Below are 19,286 nucleotides of genomic sequence, written 5' to 3' on the forward strand. Positions count from 1 at the left end.
ATTTTAAATCAAGGGGCAGTTACTACCTCTCCTGCATTATTCCATTCTACGGTAAGTATCCCGTATGCAGAAGTCGTATACATACATATCTGTCTTTTATCCAGTTCACGCACAACTTTTTTTGAAACAAAATTAAAGCGATTTAAAAAACCGCAAGCGGCAAGGACAAACTCCGGGGCGACACGCTCATACAATTCAGGTGAATATGACCCGGCACTGCCATGATGCGGCAGGATCAGAACTTTGGAATCAAGCTCATTTCCACTCTTAAGCACAGCCCGCACCCCCTTACTATCCAGATCACCTGAAATGGAAAGCAGGGGATGCCCATTCCAGAGTAAACGCAAATAAAGAGAGCGGTCATTGCGGCTACCTTCAAAACGGGAAGACGGATGCAAAATCTGCATAACCAGCCCCGGCTCAAGAACAACCTCATCTCCGCCGCGGAGAACTTGCGGAACTATGTCCTTTTCTTTAAATGCCGCAACAAATCGTTCCCCCACCCGACCACTGGGAATATCTCCATTGGAATAAAAACTGCCCACGGCAAACTTTTCAAACAGAAAAGCAAGCCCTCCGGCATGATCCCGGTCACCATGGGTCATGAAAACGTTATCCACCCGCGGGAGATGCCCATAAGCCAGCCACGGCCCGACAATGGATCGTCCCATATCAAAAGTCCTGCCGAAACCGCCGCCACCGTCCACAACAGTGCGAGTTCCAGCAGGTCCGCTGATAACCACGCACTGGGATTGCCCGGTATCAAGAATATCCATACGCACCCGATCCGGTCCGAATTCCCCTGAAACACGCAGTCCGAACAGCATAACAATCGGAATAAGCAACAATTGCGCCCGCTTTATTTTACCGTGCCAACAAAGAAGCGCCGCTCCCAGAACGAGATAGTAAATCAGCAGCCCTTCCCAGTGAGGACGGTAGAAAGCATATTCAGGCAGCAATCCGGCACTCACTGCCTCCCGCACCAATTGCAACAACCAATCAAAGACCTTTGCGCCCCACATAAACAAAGCCTGCGAGAGTTCCGGGCTAAAATAAGACGCCACCAGCCCACCCACTCCGCAAACAGGCAGAATGACCGAACCAAGAACAGGCACAAAAAGAATATTGAAAATAAAATTGGGGGTGAGCACCCCGAAATTCCAGATTGTAATCGGCAGCAAGGCAATATTGGCCGACAGACTGACATAAAAGATAGCCAGCACGAACCGGGTCATTTTAATAAATAAATTGTGACCGGAAGGCATCAACCGCGCAAACAACGGATAAAGCAGAGCAATTCCGCTCACTGCCAGCACAGATAGCTGAAAGCCCAAGTCAAAAACACTGAGCGGAGAGAATGCCAGAATCACAACAACAGCCAGAAAAAGGCCATCCAAAAGCACCCTGCCCCGGCTGCAAAACATGAGCAATCCCCAGAAACCGAACATGCACACTGCCCGCATGAGTGATGGACTGAATTGCCCCAACCAGAGATAAAGCAATACCGGAAGAACAGAAAAAAGAACGCCCAGCCGCATCCGGGGCACCCGCAGATAAATACGGGGAGAAACAGCTCCGGCCAGCCACGCCAGACCAAATCCCATTGCCACAATGAACCCGACATGAAGCCCGGACAAGGCCAGAATGTGCGAAACTCCGGCCCGGCGGATAAGTTCAACACTGTTGCGGGAAAGATAGAAGCGGTCCCCGGTCAGCAGCGCCGGAAAGATTGCCCCGCCATCTGTGGGAGGTCCGTTTTTAAGAATATGTTCACGCAGGGAAGCCCGTAATTTCTGCAAGCCCTGCGGCTCATACGGCACCAAACCACCATTTTTAATCACCCCTCGGGTGTAGGTTCGGTAACGGATATTCTTGATGCGGCAATAAAAATCGTAATCCCAAAGTCCGCTGTTGCGGAATCCATGAACAGGCTTAACCCGCACATAAAGCGATACCGACTGCCCAACAAAGGGGAATTTATCCGGCTTATCCCATGTCCAATTCAAATACCCGGAAAGCGAAGTATATCCCGTTTCGCTCTGACAAGTGACATCTTCAAGCAGGATTTTTAGACGATTTCCCGGAGCACCTTTGATGCTGTGGATTATTCCGCTAAGCTGCACCTTTTCGCGGGCTGTCATCCACTCTTCCATTGGCCCCGGACCGGGCGGCAGGACAAAAGAACCATACCAATTGCCAAAACCGAACAGAATCAAAAGTAGAACTGCGGCACCTTTCTCAGGCCGAAAAATATTAATAATAAAAAAATAGACCAATAGAGCGGTCAAGGAAGGAAGCATCCATTTTATGGACAGGATGCCAAAAACAAAGGCGGGAACTAGAATCTGCCAGAAAAACAGGCCCGGTAGTCCGGGCCTGTTTTCAATAATCAAATTATCCGCAACCTGATTCATGATGCGGGAGGAAACCTATTCTTTCTCGCGCCAGACCCTTGCGCCGACAGCGGAAAGTTTGTCTTCCAACTTCTCATACCCGCGATCAAGATGATAAATACGCTGAACATCAGTACGCCCGGAAGCTGCCAATCCGGCAACAACCAAAGAAGCACTGGCCCGCAGATCGGAAGCCATAACCGGGGCACCGGTCATTCTTTCAACACCGCGGATCATGGCAGTACGACCTTTAAGCTTGATGTTCGCACCCATACGCACCAGTTCCTGCACATGCATGAAGCGGTTTTCGAAAATCTTTTCTTCAATAGTTCCGGCACCGGTGGAAAGACACATCAAAGTCATGAGCTGAGCCTGCATGTCAGTAGGAAAACCGGGATAAGGCTGGGTGGTGATATCCACGCCGGAGATAAGGCCGTTGGTACGGCGCACGCGGACTCCGCCTTCCTCTTCCTCAAGAAAAACGCCCATCTTGCGCAACTTATAGACAACAGACTCAAGTTCTTGAAAGGGACAATCCTCGATCAGAAGCTCGCCGTCAGTCATTGCTGCGGCAACCATGTAGGTTCCGGCCTCAATGCGATCCGGCATGACCTTGTAATCACAACCTTTAAGCGAAGGCACACCCTGAACAGTGATGATGCTGGTCCCGTGCCCGGAAATTTTAGCTCCGCAGGCAATAAGAAATTTGGCAAGATCGACAACTTCAGGCTCACGGGCAGCGTTCTCAATAATGGTCTCCCCTTCCGCAATGGAAGCAGCCATGAGTACATTTTCAGTACCGCCCACAGTGGGGAAATCAAAATGAATGTGCGCACCTTTAAGCTTGTCACATTTTCCGTGGATATAGCCGGAATCAAGATCAAAAGTGGCACCCATCTGCTCAAATGCGGTCAGGTGCAGATCAACAGGACGTGCGCCGATGGCACAGCCGCCGGGAAGCGCAACCTTGGCCTCACCCTTCAGGGCCAGCAGCGGACCGAGACAGAGCACGGAAGCACGCATGGTCTTAACCAGATCGTACGGAGCTTCAATCTTAAGATCCTTTACCTCGCTGCATACAGTATTCCCTTCAAATGAAGTTTCGCACCCGAGAATATCGAGCAGCTTGAGCGTAGTATGAATATCCCGCAAACGGGGGACATTGCTGAGACAAATCGGCCCCTCTGGCAGGATGCAAGCCAGCAGAATAGGCAGGGCTGCGTTCTTGGAACCGCTGACCCGAATCGGGCCATTCAGGGAAACTCCACCTTCAATAACTAATTTATCCATCTTAATTCCTTATATTTATCAGGTATGAAGCCACCATCGTCAATTTCTTAAAATTAACATCTGGTGACCGGGTGAAAAGACATTGCCTTTCCGCGACCCCTGATTGCTTTCAGTATCAAAAATAACAAAATGTTTGTGGCACAAAATATCTCTTTAGTGAAGACCGCGTATAACCTATTTTTCTATTAAGACCAAAACTGGTTTTATAAACAAGTTAATCATATCTTTTACTTGCGGGATTTAAAGATTACAAAAAAAATGACCTTTTTTTCAAAAACTTCTTGACCATCGCACCCAGCTTAGTTAAACACTCCTCTCACACGACGCGGTGGGTGTAGCTCAGTTGGTAGAGCACTTGGTTGTGGCCCAAGTGGCCGAGGGTTCAAATCCCTTCACTCACCCCATTTGACATTTCAAGGGATCAGGAATCCCTGACCCCTTTCTTAAGGTGGGTGTAGCTCAGTTGGTAGAGCACTTGGTTGTGGCCCAAGTGGCCGAGGGTTCAAATCCCTTCACTCACCCCATATTTTCAGGACCGGATTTATCCGGTCCTTTTTTTTGGCCTTTGCAACATTCCAGCCGCTCAACACTTGGGAATAAAAGCACAAAGTTTTCTTTCAAAACCCCATTGACATGAAATAACAGCGGCATTATCTGATTCTTTTTTCCGCGCGTGACCCAGCCTCTGGCCAATTCTTTTTTTCAATCATGACCACCGACTGAGCCCCACGGAGACACCACCAAAAACAAGGAGGTTTCTCAATGGACACTTACGTCTGTTCAAAACTAAACCGTTTCATCCCGACCAGCTTTAAGTTCATTAAATCCGGCTGTTCACCCGCCACCATCAGGCAGGATATTGCAGCAGGAATTACTGTCGGGATCGTTGCCCTGCCGCTGGCTATGGCCTTCGCTATAGCTTCAGGAGCAAGCCCCGCAACAGGACTGTTTACCGCCATCATTGCCGGATTCATCATTTCAGGACTGGGAGGCACCCGCTTCCAGATAGGCGGCCCCACCGGGGCATTCGTCATCATCATATCCGGAATTATCGCCCGCCACGGCTATGAAGGTTTAATCCTCGCCACTGCCATGGCCGGAATAATTTTACTGATCATGGGCTGTCTCGGACTCGGTAAACTGCTGCAATATATCCCTTACCCGGTCACAACCGGATTTACTTCCGGCATCGGTATTTTAATTTTCTCTACCCAGATCAAAGACTTTCTCGGCCTGCGTATTGATCAACTTCCGGCGGATTTCCTGCCCCGGATAAAAGCCTGCGCAGAGGCACTGCCGACTGTAAATCCAAGTACTTTAGGGCTGGGCATGCTGACCGTAATTTCAATGCTGCTGGTTAGAAGATTCATCCCCCGAGTTCCAGCTCCGTTTGTAGGCATTGCTTTGGCAAGCACGCTCACATGGATAATGGGCCTTCAGACAGAAACTATCGGCAGCAGGTTCGGAGGAATCCCCACAATCCTGCCTGACCCGGTTTCATTTAACGGCCTTGACCTTATGCAACTCAAAGCCCTGATCCCGGAAGCCCTGACCATAGCAATTCTTGCCGGGATCGAATCACTTCTCAGTGCAACCGTGGCAGACGGCATGAGCGGTGACCGCCACAACTCATCCAATGAACTCATTGCTCAGGGACTTGCAAACATCGGTTCAGCACTCTTCGGCGGATTACCCGCAACAGGAGCAATTGCAAGAACCGCCACAAATATCCGCGCCGGGGCACACTCCCCCTTAGCGGGCATTACTCATGCACTGACCCTGATTCTGTTCATTAAGGTCTGCGCTCCGCTAGCCTCCATGATTCCGCTGGCCAGTCTTGCCGGGGTACTCATGCTGGTAGCCTGGGATATGAGCGAGGTGCACCGCATCAAACGTTTGCTATTCGCCCCTAAGTCGGACTCACTGGTTATGCTTATCGCTCTGCTATTAACTGTTTTTGTCGATCTTACCGTAGCAGTGGAAGTTGGTGTGGTCATGGCTGCTATGCTGTTCATGAAGCGCATGAGCCAATTAACAGACATCCACAGCCTCGATACCGGATTGCCTGAAGATGATATTATCGACCGTACTAACGGACATGAAAAAGTAGTTGTCTATGAAATTAGCGGCCCCATGTTTTTCGGCATGGCCCAGAGATTCGTGGATGTTATGAGTTTTACCCGCAAGAAACCGGAAATCATCGTGTTCTGCATGCGCCTTGTTCCGACCATGGACGCCACAGGGATTGAAGCCCTTGAGACCGTAATCCGCCGGGCACATGCGCAAAATATAAAAATACTTCTCTCGGGAGTAAATCCGCGAATCAGCAAAATCATGACCCGTCTGGGGACGGATAAATTAGTCGGGTCTGAAAATATCTTCCCGGATTTTTCCACTGCGGTCGCCAAAACGGTTCTTCACGTTGATGAAGATTCAGGATTACCCCGCTGCACTTCAGCAAAAGAACTATCTACAACAACTTAAAAATGACGCAAAAAAGCCCGGACTCTCGCGAATCCGGGCTTTCAATTTTCTATTCAATTCACTTAACTCTGCTTACGCAACCTGCGCTTATCACCCACTCGAATGGTGACCTTTTCTTTGTCCATATATTCAAGCAATGGAATGGAAAACTTACGTGACAACCCGACCAAAGTCTTAAAATCCTGCGGGCCAAGCTCTTCATTTTCTGCAAAGTACCCTTCAAGGGTCTTCTGCAAGCCATCAACCGCGGACTTAGCGAAATACATATCGTCCTTGATTCTGACCAGCAGACCTTCATCCTGCAAGAGCTTGTAAACCGGTGCAGCCTCTTTAAAAACCAGATCAAGCGAATCAAGTACATCTTTCAGGTTCGGAGGGGTCAGACCGCCCTTTTCGTAAGTATTCATCAGGGTATCGCGCAACTTCTGCTGATCCGAAGCTAAGGAAACCTTGTGTCCGGGCAAATGCAGAATTTCCTGCGCTGCTACGATTTCCTTTTTCTTGAGCAGACGTTCCACGATTGAGTGAAAAAGTTTTTCCGGCAATCCCTTACCGTACGTGGACCCGATCTCCCCGCGCGAAACGCCCGGTTTCATGGGTTCATTCTTATGAAAGTCCTCAAGGTGATGAATCAGTCCTTGTACCAGATTTTCATAGTGTGTGCCGGAAACATAACTGCGGGTTTCCTTATCATACAAGAAAACCTTCTGCTGTCCGCCCATAGTCTGGAGCATTTTCTCCAGCGGTTTGGATGCCACGTTGCTCAGTATAGAAAGTTCCTGAAATGTAAGCCCAGCTCTGCCCGCCAATTCAAGCTGAGTCAGCACTAACTCTTCCGGTTCGGCACCGATTAGCGTTTCCAGACGCTTAACATCATCGGAAAAACGCTTAACCTTACGACCCAGCGGGTTGATGATGCTACCCCCGGCGATGGTCCGCAACGGAGAAAAAGAACGCAAAACAACGCGATCGCCATAAACCCCGGTCATAGGTTTATCAAAACGAATCTGGCAGACAGCTCGTTCACCCTTTTCCAGTTTTTCGCGATCAAGGAAATAAACCTTAGCCATCACTTCTTTGGAGCCATGATGGAAATGAATTTCCTTACGATGCTTCAAGCTTTTCGGGGAAGAAGGCAGGCAGGTTAGTTCTACATCCCATACAGTGGACGGGAAAAGGGTTCCCGGACGGCCCAGCACTTCACCGCGATCAATTTCCTCAACCTCCACACCGTGCAAGTTGATAGCTGTCCTGCGCCCTGCCGGGGCGGTTTCCACAGATGATCCATGCGATTGCAGGCTACGCACTTTGGTCTCGGTCATCTTCGGATAAAGCACCACGTCATCGCCCACGGAAAGCTGCCCGGAAATCAAGGTTCCGGTCACAACCGTACCGTGTCCTTTCATGGTAAACACGCGATCCACAGGCAGACGCGCAAGGTCGGTTCTACGTTTCGGAGCAAAACCTTTCATGAAATTCGCGATTTCACCGCGCAATTCATCAAGCCCCTGCCCGGTATGCGAAGAAACAGCATGGATCGGGGCCTCAGCCAGAAAGCTCGGCGCTAGAAATTCCCGCACATCTTCCTGAACCATCTCCATCCAGTCTTCATCAACAGTGTCAGCTTTGGTCAGGACCACGAAACCCTTTTCAATGCCAAGCAGAGTGCAGATTTCCAGATGTTCACGGGTCTGGGGCATTACACCCTCATCAGCGGCAATGACCAGCAGCACGAAATCAATCCCAGCTGCCCCGGCAACCATGTTTTTCACGAATTTTTCATGGCCCGGAACATCGATGATGCTCAAATGTTCATCACCGCCGAGGTCAAGGCTGGCAAAGCCAAGCTCAATGGTGATGCCGCGTTTCTTTTCCTCTGCCAGACGGTCGCAGTCCGTCCCGGTCAGTGCTTTAATCAGGCTGGTCTTACCATGGTCAATATGACCGGCAGTTCCCATTACTACGGGCATTAGTGCTCCTTTGGGATGCCTCCGGCGGCTGGGGAGGCCCAAACAAAAGGTTTTGGGAGTGTCCAGAGAACCCTTTTGCAAAAGGGTTCTCTGGACCTCGGAGAGCCGCCGGAGGCATAATCTTTCAATTCTTAAAGCGCAAAGCGCATCAAACTAATTCTTCAAAAAAGTACGAAATGCCAATTCAGTAGCATACAAATCAGCCTTGCTGGTCAGCTCGAACGGGCTGTGCATGGAAAGCACAGGAGGACCGAAATCGATCACATCCATGCCGTAGAGGGCGAGAAATTTGGCAACAGTACCGCCTCCTCCAAGATCAACCTTGCCGAGTTCAGCCATCTGCCACGGCGCGCCTGCTTCGTTAAGGATATTGCGCAACCAGGCCACAAATTCGGGATGAGCATCGTTTGCACCGACCTTACCGCGATGCCCGGTAAATTTGCAAAAGCAGGGACCGTAGCCGAGATAAGCTGAGTTAAGCTTCTCGTGAGCGTCCTGATAATCAGGGTCGATTGCCGCATGAACGTCAGTGGAAAGAGCCTTACCGGCCATCATAACGCGCGACATTTTAGCGTTGGGCTCCCAAGCTTCGATCAGGTCTTCGAGGCAATATTCAAAAAAGAGTGACTTGGCTCCGGTGGAACCTTCAGAACCGACCTCTTCCTTATCGTAAAAAAGTACAATCTGAGCATGCTCAGGCTCGGGAGCATTGAGGAATGCTTCCAGCGCGAGAAACACGCAAGAACGGTCATCCTGTCCGTAACCGCCAACAACAGACTTATCGAGTCCGACGTAACGGGCCGGACCAGCGGGCACGATATGCATTTCCGCGCTGAACAGGTCTTCTTCAACGATATCGTATTTTTCGTTGAGCAGCTCCAGCACCTTACGCTTCGTGGAAGGTTTGCCGTTATCTTCTTCCCCGTCTTCATCATCCTTGGCAAAAGACAGGGAATGGCCCATCAAAATATTCAGCTTTTCAGCTTCAAAAGCATCGCTGACCTTTTTGGTAACCTGCTTTTGGGCAAGGTGCGGCAGCAGATCGAGAATGGAAAGGACCGGATCATCTATGTCTTCACCGATCACAACGTCAACTTTGCTACCATCTGCTTTAACCACTACCCCATGCAACGAAAGAGGACGCGCCAACCACTGGTATTTCCGGATACCGCCATAGTAGTGGGTCTTAGCCATGGACATACCAAGATCTTCGTACAAGGGATGCTGTTTCAGATCGATACGGGGGGTATCGGCATGCGCGCCCACCAGACGGAATCCTTCAGAAAGTGGCTTTTTACCCTTACGGGCAATAAAAATTGTCTTATCGCGGAAGGAACGGAAGCACTGGTCCGCGCCGAGGTAATCTTCAAATCCGGCTTCCGTAAGTTTTTCTTCAACGTATTTAATCGTCTCACGTTCGGTCTTGCAGCGGGTCAAAAAATCGATGTAACGGGCTGCGAGGTCATCCATACCCTGCTGGTGCTCTTCGTCTTTGAAAATTTCCCAGCAGCTTTTCGGTTCATGTTCAAGTTGTTTATTCATGTATAATTATCCTTTCAAAATCTGAGATATTGCGTCAGCGCAGAGTTTGTATTCTTCGCGGGTAAGAGTTCTTGGATCAAGGCAGAATGCGTCTTCTTCGATCCGGCCTACGAGCGGAGGTTCGGTTGAGAGCAGACCTTCTTTTAATTCTTCAACCGTCACTTTAATATTTGGAACAACAGTTACCAGAAAAGTTTTCAAATCCTGTTCCGGAAATGCTCCGCCACCTACACGGGAAACACCCTCGCGCACGCCAATCTTTGCAGTTTCGCCCAGTTCGCGACGCAGTGCGCGAGTTAAAGATTGAGCCTGCTTCTTAAGATTTTCCGGTTTCTCGGTGATCATGCGCACAGTGGGAACTTCACGCTTGGCTGTCTCGGGATCGAGGTAAAGCCGCAAAGTCGCTTCAAGGGCGGCAAGGGTCATCTTATCAATGCGCACCGCACGGTTGAGCGGATTCTTCTTGATCATATCGATAAACTTCTTCTTACCGACAATGATCCCCGCCTGCGGTCCGCCCAGCACTTTGTCGCCGGAAAATGAAACTACATCCACATCCTCAGCCACAACTTCCTGCACTGTGGGTTCACGCATAAGCCCCAGCCCGGAAAAATTGGTCAGGTTTCCGCTGCCGAGGTCCTCATAAACCGGAAGATCATGCTTACATCCCAATTCAGCAAGTTCACCACCGGAGACTTCCTTAGTAAAACCGATGACCCGGAAATTAGAGGTATGCACCTTCATTAGCAACGCAGTCTCTTCATTGATAGCATTCTCGTAATCGTGCAGGTGGGTGCGGTTGGTGGCCCCCACTTCACGCAAAAAAGCCCCGCTCTTGGTCATCACATCCGGGATACGAAACGACCCGCCGATCTCAACCAACTGCCCACGTGAGACAATCGCCTCACGCCCTTTAGCAAGAGTTTCAAGGGTGATCAGCACCGCCGAAGCATTATTATTGACCACCAAAGCGGCTTCAGCTCCGGTAATCTCGCAGATCAGCTTTTCCACGTGGCTGTAACGGCTGCCCCGCTCTCCGGTCTTAAGATCAAACTCAAGATTGGAATAACACCCGCAGGCCTCGGTCACGGCCTTAACTGCGGACTGCGCCAACAAAGAACGCCCGAGGTTGGTATGCACAACCACCCCGGTTCCGTTGAGCACCCGCCTAAAGTGTGGTTTGGCCCCGGCCCGAACATGACAGGTCAAACGCGGAAAAAGAGTTTCCGGGGAAAGCTGTTTTTCCTCGGTAATAATCCCGCCCTTGATTTCCTCACGGCAGACATCGAGAAAGCCGTTAACCAGATCACGGGAAAGGGTCCTCGGCAGTCCATCAATGACGCCCTCATCTTCAAGACGAGTCAGGACGGAATCAACAGACGGAAGATACTTAAATAAGTTGGACAAATTATTCTCCAAAATCTACTTTTCTAAAAATTCTGGGTATCTTGTATAAAAAGCTGCCAGCAAATACAAGGACCCACAGATTAGAACTGTTTTATCACCGGAATTAAGCATTGAAAGAGCTTCGTCAATGCCCTTGGCAGGTTTTGCCCGCTCTCCAAGGACCTTGGCAAGCTCATTGAAAGGATACGCCCGCTCGTTGTTCTCAATACCACAAGCTATGACCGGGCCATCGGTCAAACGCAAAAGGGTTTCCTTCACCGGATCAAGATTTTTGTCCTTCATGCAGGAAAAGATAATCGCATCCGGCCTTAGCCCAGACCGTGCCAGCTCGGCTTCAAGTGCCTCAAATGCATGAGTGTTGTGCGCCCCGTCAAGAATACAAGTCCTATCAGATTTAATAACCTGTAGCCGTCCAGCAATAAACGCCTTTTGCACTCCGCCACGAACCTTATCAGCATTAACCGCAATACCAGACCTGCCGCAGAACAACCGCCACGCACATGCCGCAAGTTGCGCATTCTGCTTCTGATGTGCCCCGGCAAGAGACGGACTCAGATCCGCAACAACTTCCTGTTCATCAACCCAATAAAGCTTACATCCCAATTCCTTGGCCCGTGACTCAAGAACCGCCATAGCTTCAGGAACCTGTATGGCTGAGATTGCAGTTCCATTTTCACGCATGGCATCAGCTTTATCTGCTGCAATAAGATCAATAGTTGCCCCAAGCACCTTCTCATGATCAAGCCCGATAGGGGTAAATACGGTCAAATCAGGATCAACCGTATTGGTAGCATCAAAACGCCCGCCCAGACCGGCTTCCATCACAGCCAGATCGACTCCGTTATTCTTGAAAGCCACCAACGCCATGCAAGTCAGCAATTCAAAATAGGTAAGCCCTACATCCGGGGCAATCTCCATAACCTGATTAGCAACCTCGCACCACTCTTCCTCAGAAAGCATCACCCCATTAATGGTTATCCGCTCACGGGGAGTAACAAAATGAGGAGAAGTAAATGTCCCGACTTTAAGCCCGTGTTCGCAGCCGATGGAGGTTAAATAGGATGAGGTGGAACCTTTTCCGTTGGTACCCACCACATGAATAACCGGAAAGCAGGATTTACCGCCCCAATTACGCACAAACTCTTCCATTCTGCCGAGACTCAGATCCATATGAAAAAGGCCCAGATCATCCAAATAAGTACTAAAATCTATAAAATTTTTAAATTTCAAAACATTTTCCTGTTTTTTTACTTGACCGTCGAGTAAGGTTTGTATAGATATCCATTTCTCGAGCGGGGCAGTAGCTCAGTTGGATAGAGCAACGGCCTTCTAAGCCGTTGGCCGAGGGTTCGAATCCTTCCTGCCCCGCCATGATATTTCAAGGGTTTATCTTCTTCGGAAGGTAAACCCTTTTCTTTTTGGTTTTCCTTCCCCCACACTATCCCCCACAGTTGGGATGAAAATTGATGCAAATCCATAAAAAAGCCCTCGTTCGTTTGAGGGCTGGAAATACACGGCTACCTGACAGAGTTCAAGGGTAAAACTTTTCCTTGTTCGATGCACAGGCCTGTTCTCTTGCGAAGCTTTTTATAGTAATTCAATTCGTCTTGAATTTCATATTCGTCATATCCATCACTTATTAATTCACACAATTTTTTTTCCTTAACTTTAACCCCAAACCAATCTTGCAAACATAATTTTTTACATGCATCTAAAAATGAAAACTTATCTTTCTCCGGTACAAAATTTATTTCGTCCCATAGAAACAATCCGATCATACGAGCTCTATTCTCAGACCGATATTTCGCATGCTCACCATTCTGCCTAACAACTCGCCCCCTCTTTGCTCCTTCAAATGCTTCTTCTGCAAAGGTCTTGACGGGCTTAAAGCACTGATTTCCCCTTAATATTCCTGAATAGAACTCCCTTTCAGGGAATACCTCATTAGAAATCAAAATATTGTTAATTAAATTTGAATCCGCTAAAGAAAACAATTCGTATGGATATAAACCGTATTTCTCCACAAGCTCAAAACAAAACACTGAATCTATAGTATAATTTTTCCAGCCTAGATTAACATTTTCTGCTATAGCCATAAAATAAGGAGCTGAACCATCATCATGAAGCCCCCTTGCTAAACCAACATACTCAACTTGATGTGAACAAAAAACTTTAAATTTACAACACGCCCCTCCGCACCCCATATCCTTGAAGACAAAAGGCCAATCTCCATAATTATCCCTTTTACTCTTTCTCCATAAACATTTACCACATGGGGTTAAAATTGAATTATCCAATAACTTAAAGGTCTTATTCATTTCCTCAAATAATCGCTGAACTTTCTTGGCATATTCATTGTCCGCTGAAATATCTTGAATAAATCTCCTCTTAGTATATTCATATCCCCAAAAATTAATTTCAGCTTCTTTCTTTAAAAAAATATTTATCTTGGATTGTACATCAAAAACGCTTTCTATAGCCTTACGAAGCGACACTATCAATTTATTAACTTCTCGCTTTGCAGCTTTCCCCTTAACAAAACTCTGACCATTTAAATTTTTAATATCTCCACCAAGTAATAAATCTAAAAATATCATACACTCTGGAGATTCATGAAACTTGGCATCTTCCTCATTAATTAAGACTTCTAGCCCATCATCCACATGCCACCTACGCACTTGATTCTGTGTCAAAGCTAAATATGCGAAAGAAAGACAGAACTGTTCATCATCACTAAATTCAGTACGAACTTCGCCGAAAAATTCAATTCCACCTGACTTATAATATTTGCGTATTATTCCTATAAACTTTCTGACCTTACGAATATCTTCAGATGAAAAAAACTGTACGGCTTCCAGCTTCCGCATGACGGCATCCGTACCAATAGCCTTTCCGTCCTTTAGAAAGCTCCCCCCCATCAAGTGGTACAACGCATCTCGCCTGCCTCTCGTATAAGTTTTTTTTGACGGCCCAAATCTCACTATTTACCCTTATATCAAATGGTTAAGTATAAAATAATTATTTTTGAATTTAATCAATTTATACATGAATTTTGAATTCGCCTAGAAAAGTCCCATGCGCAAATAAAAACCATGAAGGTCGACCTTCCCCATGAGGAAAGCATGGAAACAGAACATTACATTACTGAACAGCAGGTTGCAAAGATAACGGCTCTATCGCTCTCGAAGCTCAGAAGCGACCGCCATCTCTGCAAAGGGCTTCCTTACCACAAGGTCGGACGCACCGTCCGCTACAAGGTAAGCGACATCGAAAAATTCATGGCAGACTGTCGTGTTGAGCCTATCGCACACAGCTAGCAGGTAAGAACAGCACCCTGCCTTTCACACAGACCGGTTCAGGGAATGGTAGAAATTTTACCATTCCTTTGCCGCAACCCTAAAATAGGATGACATATGCCCAAAAGAGAATTCACGGGAAAATATATTAATTTTGTTGGCCAACACAACATAACCGACATCTGCACACCGTCCCCAAAAGACAAGTTAGCCGTGCTTGAATTATACTGCGAGCTTACCTGTATGCGGAATACCCCGCTAGAAAAGCTAGGGATACATGCACGGAAAGCGGAATTTTCCTGCTTCGATCTCAATGCCCATTCTATGCAGGCACCTGAGTTCAAATTCACAACCACTAATCTTGGTCCGTATTCAATGATATACTGGAATTTTGGGTGTGACGAAGATCATTCCCGCAACCATGGTTGGGTAAATATGTATGCCCGATCTCACAACATATCTATTAAAAAGACAATCCGGGAAATAGCTGACACTTTCCAGATCGACATCCACAATCCGCACCTTGCACAGATGGAAAAATCTTGGAAAATGAAACAATGCACGCATTCAAAGTCCACATCCTGTAAAGAGCATTTCAAGCTCCCCCTTGTAAAGCTGGGGTGGAAACTTCTCAAAACCTTCGATTTCAAAGGGCCTCAAGGCTTCCCTCTGTTTAAGGTTGCAGAACTCAAAACCCCGAACAGAAAAAACGTATTGCTCCCGTTAACCTACTGGAAATCAGATAAACAGCGTTATTCTCCCAAACAGAGCTCTCGCCATCTTAAACCTTGGCCTGAGCTTAACTTCGGGTGCTATGCAAAGCCATACCCCTTATCAGGGCAGGATCTTATGGAAAAATTCCCTGATGCAAAAATAATTATCACCGAGGACTTAGCACTGGCTTTTGCCCTGAATGACAAGTTCCTTACCGCCGAAGACCCCGAATATATCGCAACAACGTGGTTTGGCGGCAAGGAAGCTTTGAACGAAGTCGACTATTCCCCACTGGAAGATCGTGAGGTCATATACCAGCCCAGAGCTGACCACGTCAGTTACTTGAACGCGGAAAAGATCAAAAAGAAGTGCCAGAACGAAGAATGCGCCTCTTTCGAAATATCCAAGGCGGTATTGTTTATGGAGGATTTTCTGAACCAGATCACTAAAGACCAGCTTGCGGTAGTTAGCGACCCGTTTGAAAGTTTTCTAATCGACTACGGCCAGAACATTTTAAAGACGCCTTCCGCAAATCTTGCTGTGGCTCTTGATCATGGCTGGCAGATAAGGGAGTACCAAAAGTGGCTGTGCGAGGTCGGGTTGAAAACCGAAAAGAAAACAGATGAAGTAGGTGCTGAACAGCTCTTTAAATCTAGCCAATGCCCTGTAAAACCCAGCACCGCAAGCAATAGCGGCCATAAGACTCTGGACGCTTTAATAAGCCCGGAAAATATCACTCTTGCTGTTGGGGAGACAGACAGCGGCAAAAGCTTATACGCTTTGAGTTTAGCTGTAGCAATCAACAATGGAATCAGCATGTTTGATTTTAATGTCAACAAACAACGAGCTATCTATTACATGGATGCGGAAAACTCCGCTCAGAGGTTAGAAGAGCGTATGCTTCAAATCTTAAATGCTTATAACGTCAAAACCCCCAACGACGAATTCCATACTTTCTCTGGCGTAGACGACCAGAACAACCATGAACATGGTGACATGGATCTTCTAAATAAAGAATGGCAAAGCACACTGCTATCAATCTTGCCGCATGGGTGTGTTTTGATTGTTGACAACCTGCTGACTCTGGCGAAAAGAGCTTCTACCCACCAAAACAGTTTTGAAGAATTGGTACAATTTTTCCGTGAACTGGGCAGAAGAGATATAAGCACAATACTCATTCACCATAATGGAAAATCAGGAAAAGAACTCGGAACCTCTGCTGCAAAATCTCTGTGCCATAATGTCATTACCATGCATAAACGCAACCAAAAATCCCTAAGTCCGGGAACAAACATGGAAGTGACCTTTGCCAAATGCAAAAGCTACCCTGAACTGACTGACCAGTCTTTTTACGCACACTTGCCTTATGACACAAATAATCCACTAAATGGTAAGCCGTGGGTTTACAACTCTGCCGAAAACGGCCCCCAAGCTGAGGCCAAAAACGATGCATCCAAAATGCCTCCGGGATTGTCCGAATTGGAGCAATCTATTATTATGGTTTTGAAGCAAAGCGATGTACCTCTCAAAAGAGCAGCCATTGCAAAAGAAATTGATTGTAAAAGTGATAAGCTCAAGAATCCCCTGAAAAGGCTGGCTGAAAGCAAGCTCATTGAGGAGCACGGCGAGACTCCACAGGGTAGGAAATACTCGGCTAACGGCTAGTTCTGCACGAGAGTCAAGGATGACCCAAGATTTGTTTTTCTTGGATCATTCTTGGCTGAATGCAACCAAGATCTTGGGTAAAAGCCAAAATGCACACCGCAAAAATCAAATAATACTGGGACTTAAGCTTGTTGCGTTTTTCTTGGCTCCCAAGTTGAGAGGGTGTGCGAATGCCGCAGCTCTGATTGGCCCATGAGTATAACAAATTCAAACTGTAAAGCGGATGCTGGGATGACTCAGTGTCCGCTTTTTTAATTTTTTAAACAGCGAACAAATATTTAACTACCACAAGTGTGTTTACTAAGTGTTGCTTTCATGGTTTACTATGCGATATGTCGCTACTTAACATCAATATACCTTCTGAAGGCTCGCAAACCATAATGCGCAATATCCGGGAGCAAAGGCTGAGCCGTAACTGGACTCAAAAAGCGTTATCGGAGAAGTCTGGTGTATCGCTCTCCACTCTCAGGAAGTTTGAGCGAACCGGCAAGATCTCTTTGGAGTCCTTCGTCAAGATCTGCTTTTGCCTTGATCTCCTTGACAAGCTGATAAAGGTCACTGAACCAAGATCGCAAGAGTTTACCTCCATGGATCAGGTGCTTGAGAAGTCCGCAACCAAAAAACGACAGCGAGCTAGAGGAAAATGAGTCCAGCAGAAAATAATCATAAACGGCTTGATGTGTATTGTAATTTCGGTGCAGAGCGGCATCATGTCGGGGTGCTTGCTCAACGGGAAAGTGATATTTACTTCGAGTACACGGACGATTTCATCGAAACCGGTCTTGAAATATCTCCCATTAAGTTGCCGACTAAAACGAAATTCGTGAAGTGCAGTTCGCCTTTTGAATCCCTGCCCGGTGTATTCTATGACTCTCTTCCTGATGGATGGGGCCGATTGCTCATGGAAAGGTTGCTTCGGTCGAAGGGGATTCATCCCAGCCGGATAACTCCGTTGGACAGGCTGGCTTATGTGGGCCTCAACGGACTAGGTGCTCTTGAATATGAGCCTGCTGTTTCTCAGCCTGATTCACGGGAATTAAGTCTGGATGAAATTGCTGGTTATGCCCGTAACGTGTTGGATGAGGAACTGGCAGGAACTCCGAATGAAGTGCTTGAAGCTTTGTTGCACCTGAATGGTTCGTCAGCAGGGGCAAGGCCGAAGGTACTGGTCAGCAGGTGTTCGGATGGGAGCATGAAATGCTTCCCCATGACAAGCGGCGGGGCAAGGTCATGTCCAGATGAGACTTCGGAACCGTGGATGGTCAAGTTTCCGAATACTCAGGATGGCAAGAGCAGTGGGGCTCTTGAGTTCGTATATTCCATCATGGCCCGTAATGCCGGTATTGAAATGCCGGAAACGGATCTTTTGCCTGCTAAGGATGGTCCGGGGTACTTCGGTATCAAGCGTTTTGATGTCTCCGGTACAGAAAGATTCCATATGCATACGGCCTGTGGCCTTCTTGAAGCTGACTACCGAGTCCCAGCTCTGGATTATCAGGATCTGATAAAACTGACTTACATCCTGACCAGAAGCCAGCAGGAAGTTGAAAAGGCTTACCGTTTGGCTGTTTTCAACGTGCTTGCCCACAACCGTGATGACCATGGCAAGAACTTTACTTTCCTGATGGATAAGACCGGAGAATGGACTTTTTCCCCTGCCTACGACCTGACTTATTCCCATGGTCCCAGTGGTGAACAGTCCACAATGGTAATGGGTGAGGGACGAAATCCTAAGGAGGAGCATCTGATTGAACTGGCAATGGTTGCCAATATCAGTGATAAAAAGTTTAAGAGTATTATTGAACAGGTAAAGGGCAGCTTGTCAGAGTTTTCGAAGTTGGCAGATGAGTATGGGGTCTCTGCTGGGTTAAGGGATGAGATCTTTTCGTATATTGTTTGTTGATCTCTAAAATGAAACAATAGTTATTGTATAGCAGTCAAAAAGTTTATATAAAGTACTATAGTGTAAAACATTCCATCCAATAGCAACCGTATTTTTTAATATACTGTAGGCAGTAGTGAATAATATTATTTATAGCTTACCTAGTTTTGTATTTAGTTAGCATAAATAAAGGGGTTTTGAGCAGCTTCAAAACCCCTTTATTTATTTTGTACATAGTTACTTTGTATTGTACGTTTATAGATCACATCTTAACTATATTTAATGAAGCTACATAATTAAGCAAAAAAAATCCTATCTCAATAGGAGATAGGTCTTAATCATAAGATACTTCTGAAATCAATTACGTCTTCAGAAAATCAAATTGTATTAAAGTGACTGTTAATAACTCATTATTTATTCATTAATATGTCTTTCTTATGCATATCTCTAAGTAATTCAAATTCACACATCGACTCTCCGTTTTTTTCAGGCATTGTGTAGCCCTCCCGTATATTAGTCCCAGCGCAAAGTAGAGATTTCTGATAAAGACAGCCATGAAGGAGGTTGTTTCGATGCGGAAATCCAAATTCAGTGAAAGCCAAATTATTAAAATCCTGAAAGAGGCCGAAGGTGGTCGTAAAGT

13 protein-coding genes and 3 tRNA genes are annotated in these 19,286 nt (G+C 47.0%); 8 read left to right on the forward strand and 8 right to left on the reverse strand.

The genetic code is table 11. From position 1 onward, the window contains the following. Positions 1-8: 8 nt before the first annotated feature. Both FMS18_RS19180 and murA read right to left on the reverse strand, forming a co-directional pair. On the reverse strand, positions 9-2,414 hold the full coding sequence (locus FMS18_RS19180; protein WP_163296278.1) for a DNA internalization-related competence protein ComEC/Rec2: 2,406 nt from the start codon (positions 2,412-2,414) through the stop codon (positions 9-11). 15 nt (positions 2,415-2,429) lie between these two features. Next, positions 2,430-3,683, reverse strand: coding sequence for a UDP-N-acetylglucosamine 1-carboxyvinyltransferase (murA, locus tag FMS18_RS19185; protein ID WP_163296279.1), 1,254 nt, complete (start codon positions 3,681-3,683; stop codon positions 2,430-2,432). A 328-nt stretch (positions 3,684-4,011) separates the two neighbouring features. Between murA and FMS18_RS19190 the strand changes: the two genes are divergently transcribed. From FMS18_RS19190 to FMS18_RS19200, 3 genes are all read left to right on the forward strand, one after another. Further along, positions 4,012-4,087, forward strand: a tRNA-His gene (locus FMS18_RS19190). 44 nt (positions 4,088-4,131) lie between these two features. Continuing rightward, positions 4,132-4,207: transfer RNA gene (locus FMS18_RS19195), tRNA-His, on the forward strand. A gap of 238 nt (positions 4,208-4,445) precedes the next feature. Continuing rightward, on the forward strand, positions 4,446-6,167 hold the full coding sequence (locus tag FMS18_RS19200) for a SulP family inorganic anion transporter (protein ID WP_163296280.1): 1,722 nt from the start codon (positions 4,446-4,448) through the stop codon (positions 6,165-6,167). A gap of 62 nt (positions 6,168-6,229) precedes the next feature. Here the strand turns inward: FMS18_RS19200 and selB are convergent, their stop codons facing one another. The 4 genes from selB to FMS18_RS19220 all read right to left on the reverse strand — a co-directional run bounded on the left by selB (position 6,230) and on the right by FMS18_RS19220 (position 12,316). Beyond that, entirely contained in the window at positions 6,230-8,137 is a 1,908-nt protein-coding gene (gene selB / locus FMS18_RS19205) for a selenocysteine-specific translation elongation factor (protein ID WP_163296281.1), read from the reverse strand. Between the two features lie 153 nt (positions 8,138-8,290). Next, on the reverse strand, positions 8,291-9,679 hold the full coding sequence (locus FMS18_RS19210) for an aminopeptidase (RefSeq protein ID WP_163296282.1): 1,389 nt from the start codon (positions 9,677-9,679) through the stop codon (positions 8,291-8,293). A gap of 6 nt (positions 9,680-9,685) precedes the next feature. Beyond that, complete coding sequence (gene selA, locus FMS18_RS19215) at positions 9,686-11,086, reverse strand: L-seryl-tRNA(Sec) selenium transferase (protein ID WP_163296283.1); 1,401 nt, start codon at positions 11,084-11,086, stop codon at positions 9,686-9,688. A gap of 15 nt (positions 11,087-11,101) precedes the next feature. Beyond that, a complete protein-coding gene (locus tag FMS18_RS19220; protein WP_239061111.1) occupies positions 11,102-12,316 on the reverse strand; it encodes a folylpolyglutamate synthase/dihydrofolate synthase family protein in 1,215 nt (404 codons plus the stop codon). A 64-nt stretch (positions 12,317-12,380) separates the two neighbouring features. Here FMS18_RS19220 and FMS18_RS19225 point away from each other — a divergent pair. After that, a tRNA-Arg gene (locus FMS18_RS19225) sits at positions 12,381-12,457 on the forward strand. Between the two features lie 146 nt (positions 12,458-12,603). On the opposite strand, the gene FMS18_RS19230 is transcribed toward FMS18_RS19225, so the two are convergent. Beyond that, positions 12,604-13,953 (reverse strand): hypothetical protein, encoded by a 1,350-nt coding sequence (locus FMS18_RS19230; RefSeq protein ID WP_163296284.1) that lies wholly within the window; start codon positions 13,951-13,953, stop codon positions 12,604-12,606. 255 nt (positions 13,954-14,208) lie between these two features. Here FMS18_RS19230 and FMS18_RS19235 point away from each other — a divergent pair, with 255 nt between their 5' ends. The 4 genes from FMS18_RS19235 to FMS18_RS19250 all read left to right on the forward strand — a co-directional run bounded on the left by FMS18_RS19235 (position 14,209) and on the right by FMS18_RS19250 (position 18,664). Next, the gene (locus tag FMS18_RS19235) at positions 14,209-14,403 is read left to right on the forward strand and encodes a helix-turn-helix domain-containing protein (protein ID WP_163296285.1); all 195 of its coding nucleotides are present in this window, start codon (positions 14,209-14,211) and stop codon (positions 14,401-14,403) included. Positions 14,404-15,231: 828 nt separating this feature from the next. Continuing rightward, positions 15,232-16,761, forward strand: a complete 1,530-nt coding sequence (locus FMS18_RS19240) for an AAA family ATPase (protein ID WP_163296286.1) — start codon at positions 15,232-15,234, stop codon at positions 16,759-16,761. Positions 16,762-17,141: 380 nt separating this feature from the next. Then, positions 17,142-17,408 (forward strand): helix-turn-helix transcriptional regulator, encoded by a 267-nt coding sequence (locus FMS18_RS21105; protein ID WP_163296287.1) that lies wholly within the window; start codon positions 17,142-17,144, stop codon positions 17,406-17,408. Next, complete coding sequence (locus FMS18_RS19250) at positions 17,405-18,664, forward strand: type II toxin-antitoxin system HipA family toxin (RefSeq protein WP_163296288.1); 1,260 nt, start codon at positions 17,405-17,407, stop codon at positions 18,662-18,664. The genes FMS18_RS21105 and FMS18_RS19250 overlap by 4 nt, the downstream gene beginning before the upstream one ends. A 389-nt stretch (positions 18,665-19,053) precedes the next feature. Here FMS18_RS19250 and FMS18_RS20515 read toward each other — a convergent pair. Then, positions 19,054-19,286, reverse strand: a 233-nt coding sequence (locus tag FMS18_RS20515; RefSeq protein ID WP_203544709.1) for a hypothetical protein, incomplete at its 5' end; no start/stop codon positions are given.

Origin of the sequence: Desulfovibrio sp. JC022, from assembly GCF_010470665.1 — a bacterium.
Classification (GTDB): Bacteria; Desulfobacterota; Desulfovibrionia; order Desulfovibrionales; family Desulfovibrionaceae; genus Maridesulfovibrio.

What these genes read in the sequence shown, in the direction of transcription:
- FMS18_RS19180 (WP_163296278.1), bottom strand. Translation starts at nt 2,414, where the DNA reads ATGAATCAGGTTGCGGATAATTTGATTATTGAAAACAGGCCCGGACTA.
- murA (WP_163296279.1), bottom strand. Translation starts at nt 3,683, where the DNA reads ATGGATAAATTAGTTATTGAAGGTGGAGTTTCCCTGAATGGCCCGATT.
- FMS18_RS19200 (WP_163296280.1), top strand. Translation starts at nt 4,446, where the DNA reads ATGGACACTTACGTCTGTTCAAAACTAAACCGTTTCATCCCGACCAGC.
- selB (WP_163296281.1), bottom strand. Translation starts at nt 8,137, where the DNA reads ATGCCCGTAGTAATGGGAACTGCCGGTCATATTGACCATGGTAAGACC.
- FMS18_RS19210 (WP_163296282.1), bottom strand. Translation starts at nt 9,679, where the DNA reads ATGAATAAACAACTTGAACATGAACCGAAAAGCTGCTGGGAAATTTTC.
- FMS18_RS19230 (WP_163296284.1), bottom strand. Translation starts at nt 13,953, where the DNA reads ATGCGGAAGCTGGAAGCCGTACAGTTTTTTTCATCTGAAGATATTCGT.
- FMS18_RS19235 (WP_163296285.1), top strand. Translation starts at nt 14,209, where the DNA reads ATGGAAACAGAACATTACATTACTGAACAGCAGGTTGCAAAGATAACG.
- FMS18_RS19240 (WP_163296286.1), top strand. Translation starts at nt 15,232, where the DNA reads ATGGAAAAATTCCCTGATGCAAAAATAATTATCACCGAGGACTTAGCA.
- FMS18_RS21105 (WP_163296287.1), top strand. Translation starts at nt 17,142, where the DNA reads ATGCGCAATATCCGGGAGCAAAGGCTGAGCCGTAACTGGACTCAAAAA.
- FMS18_RS19250 (WP_163296288.1), top strand. Translation starts at nt 17,405, where the DNA reads ATGAGTCCAGCAGAAAATAATCATAAACGGCTTGATGTGTATTGTAAT.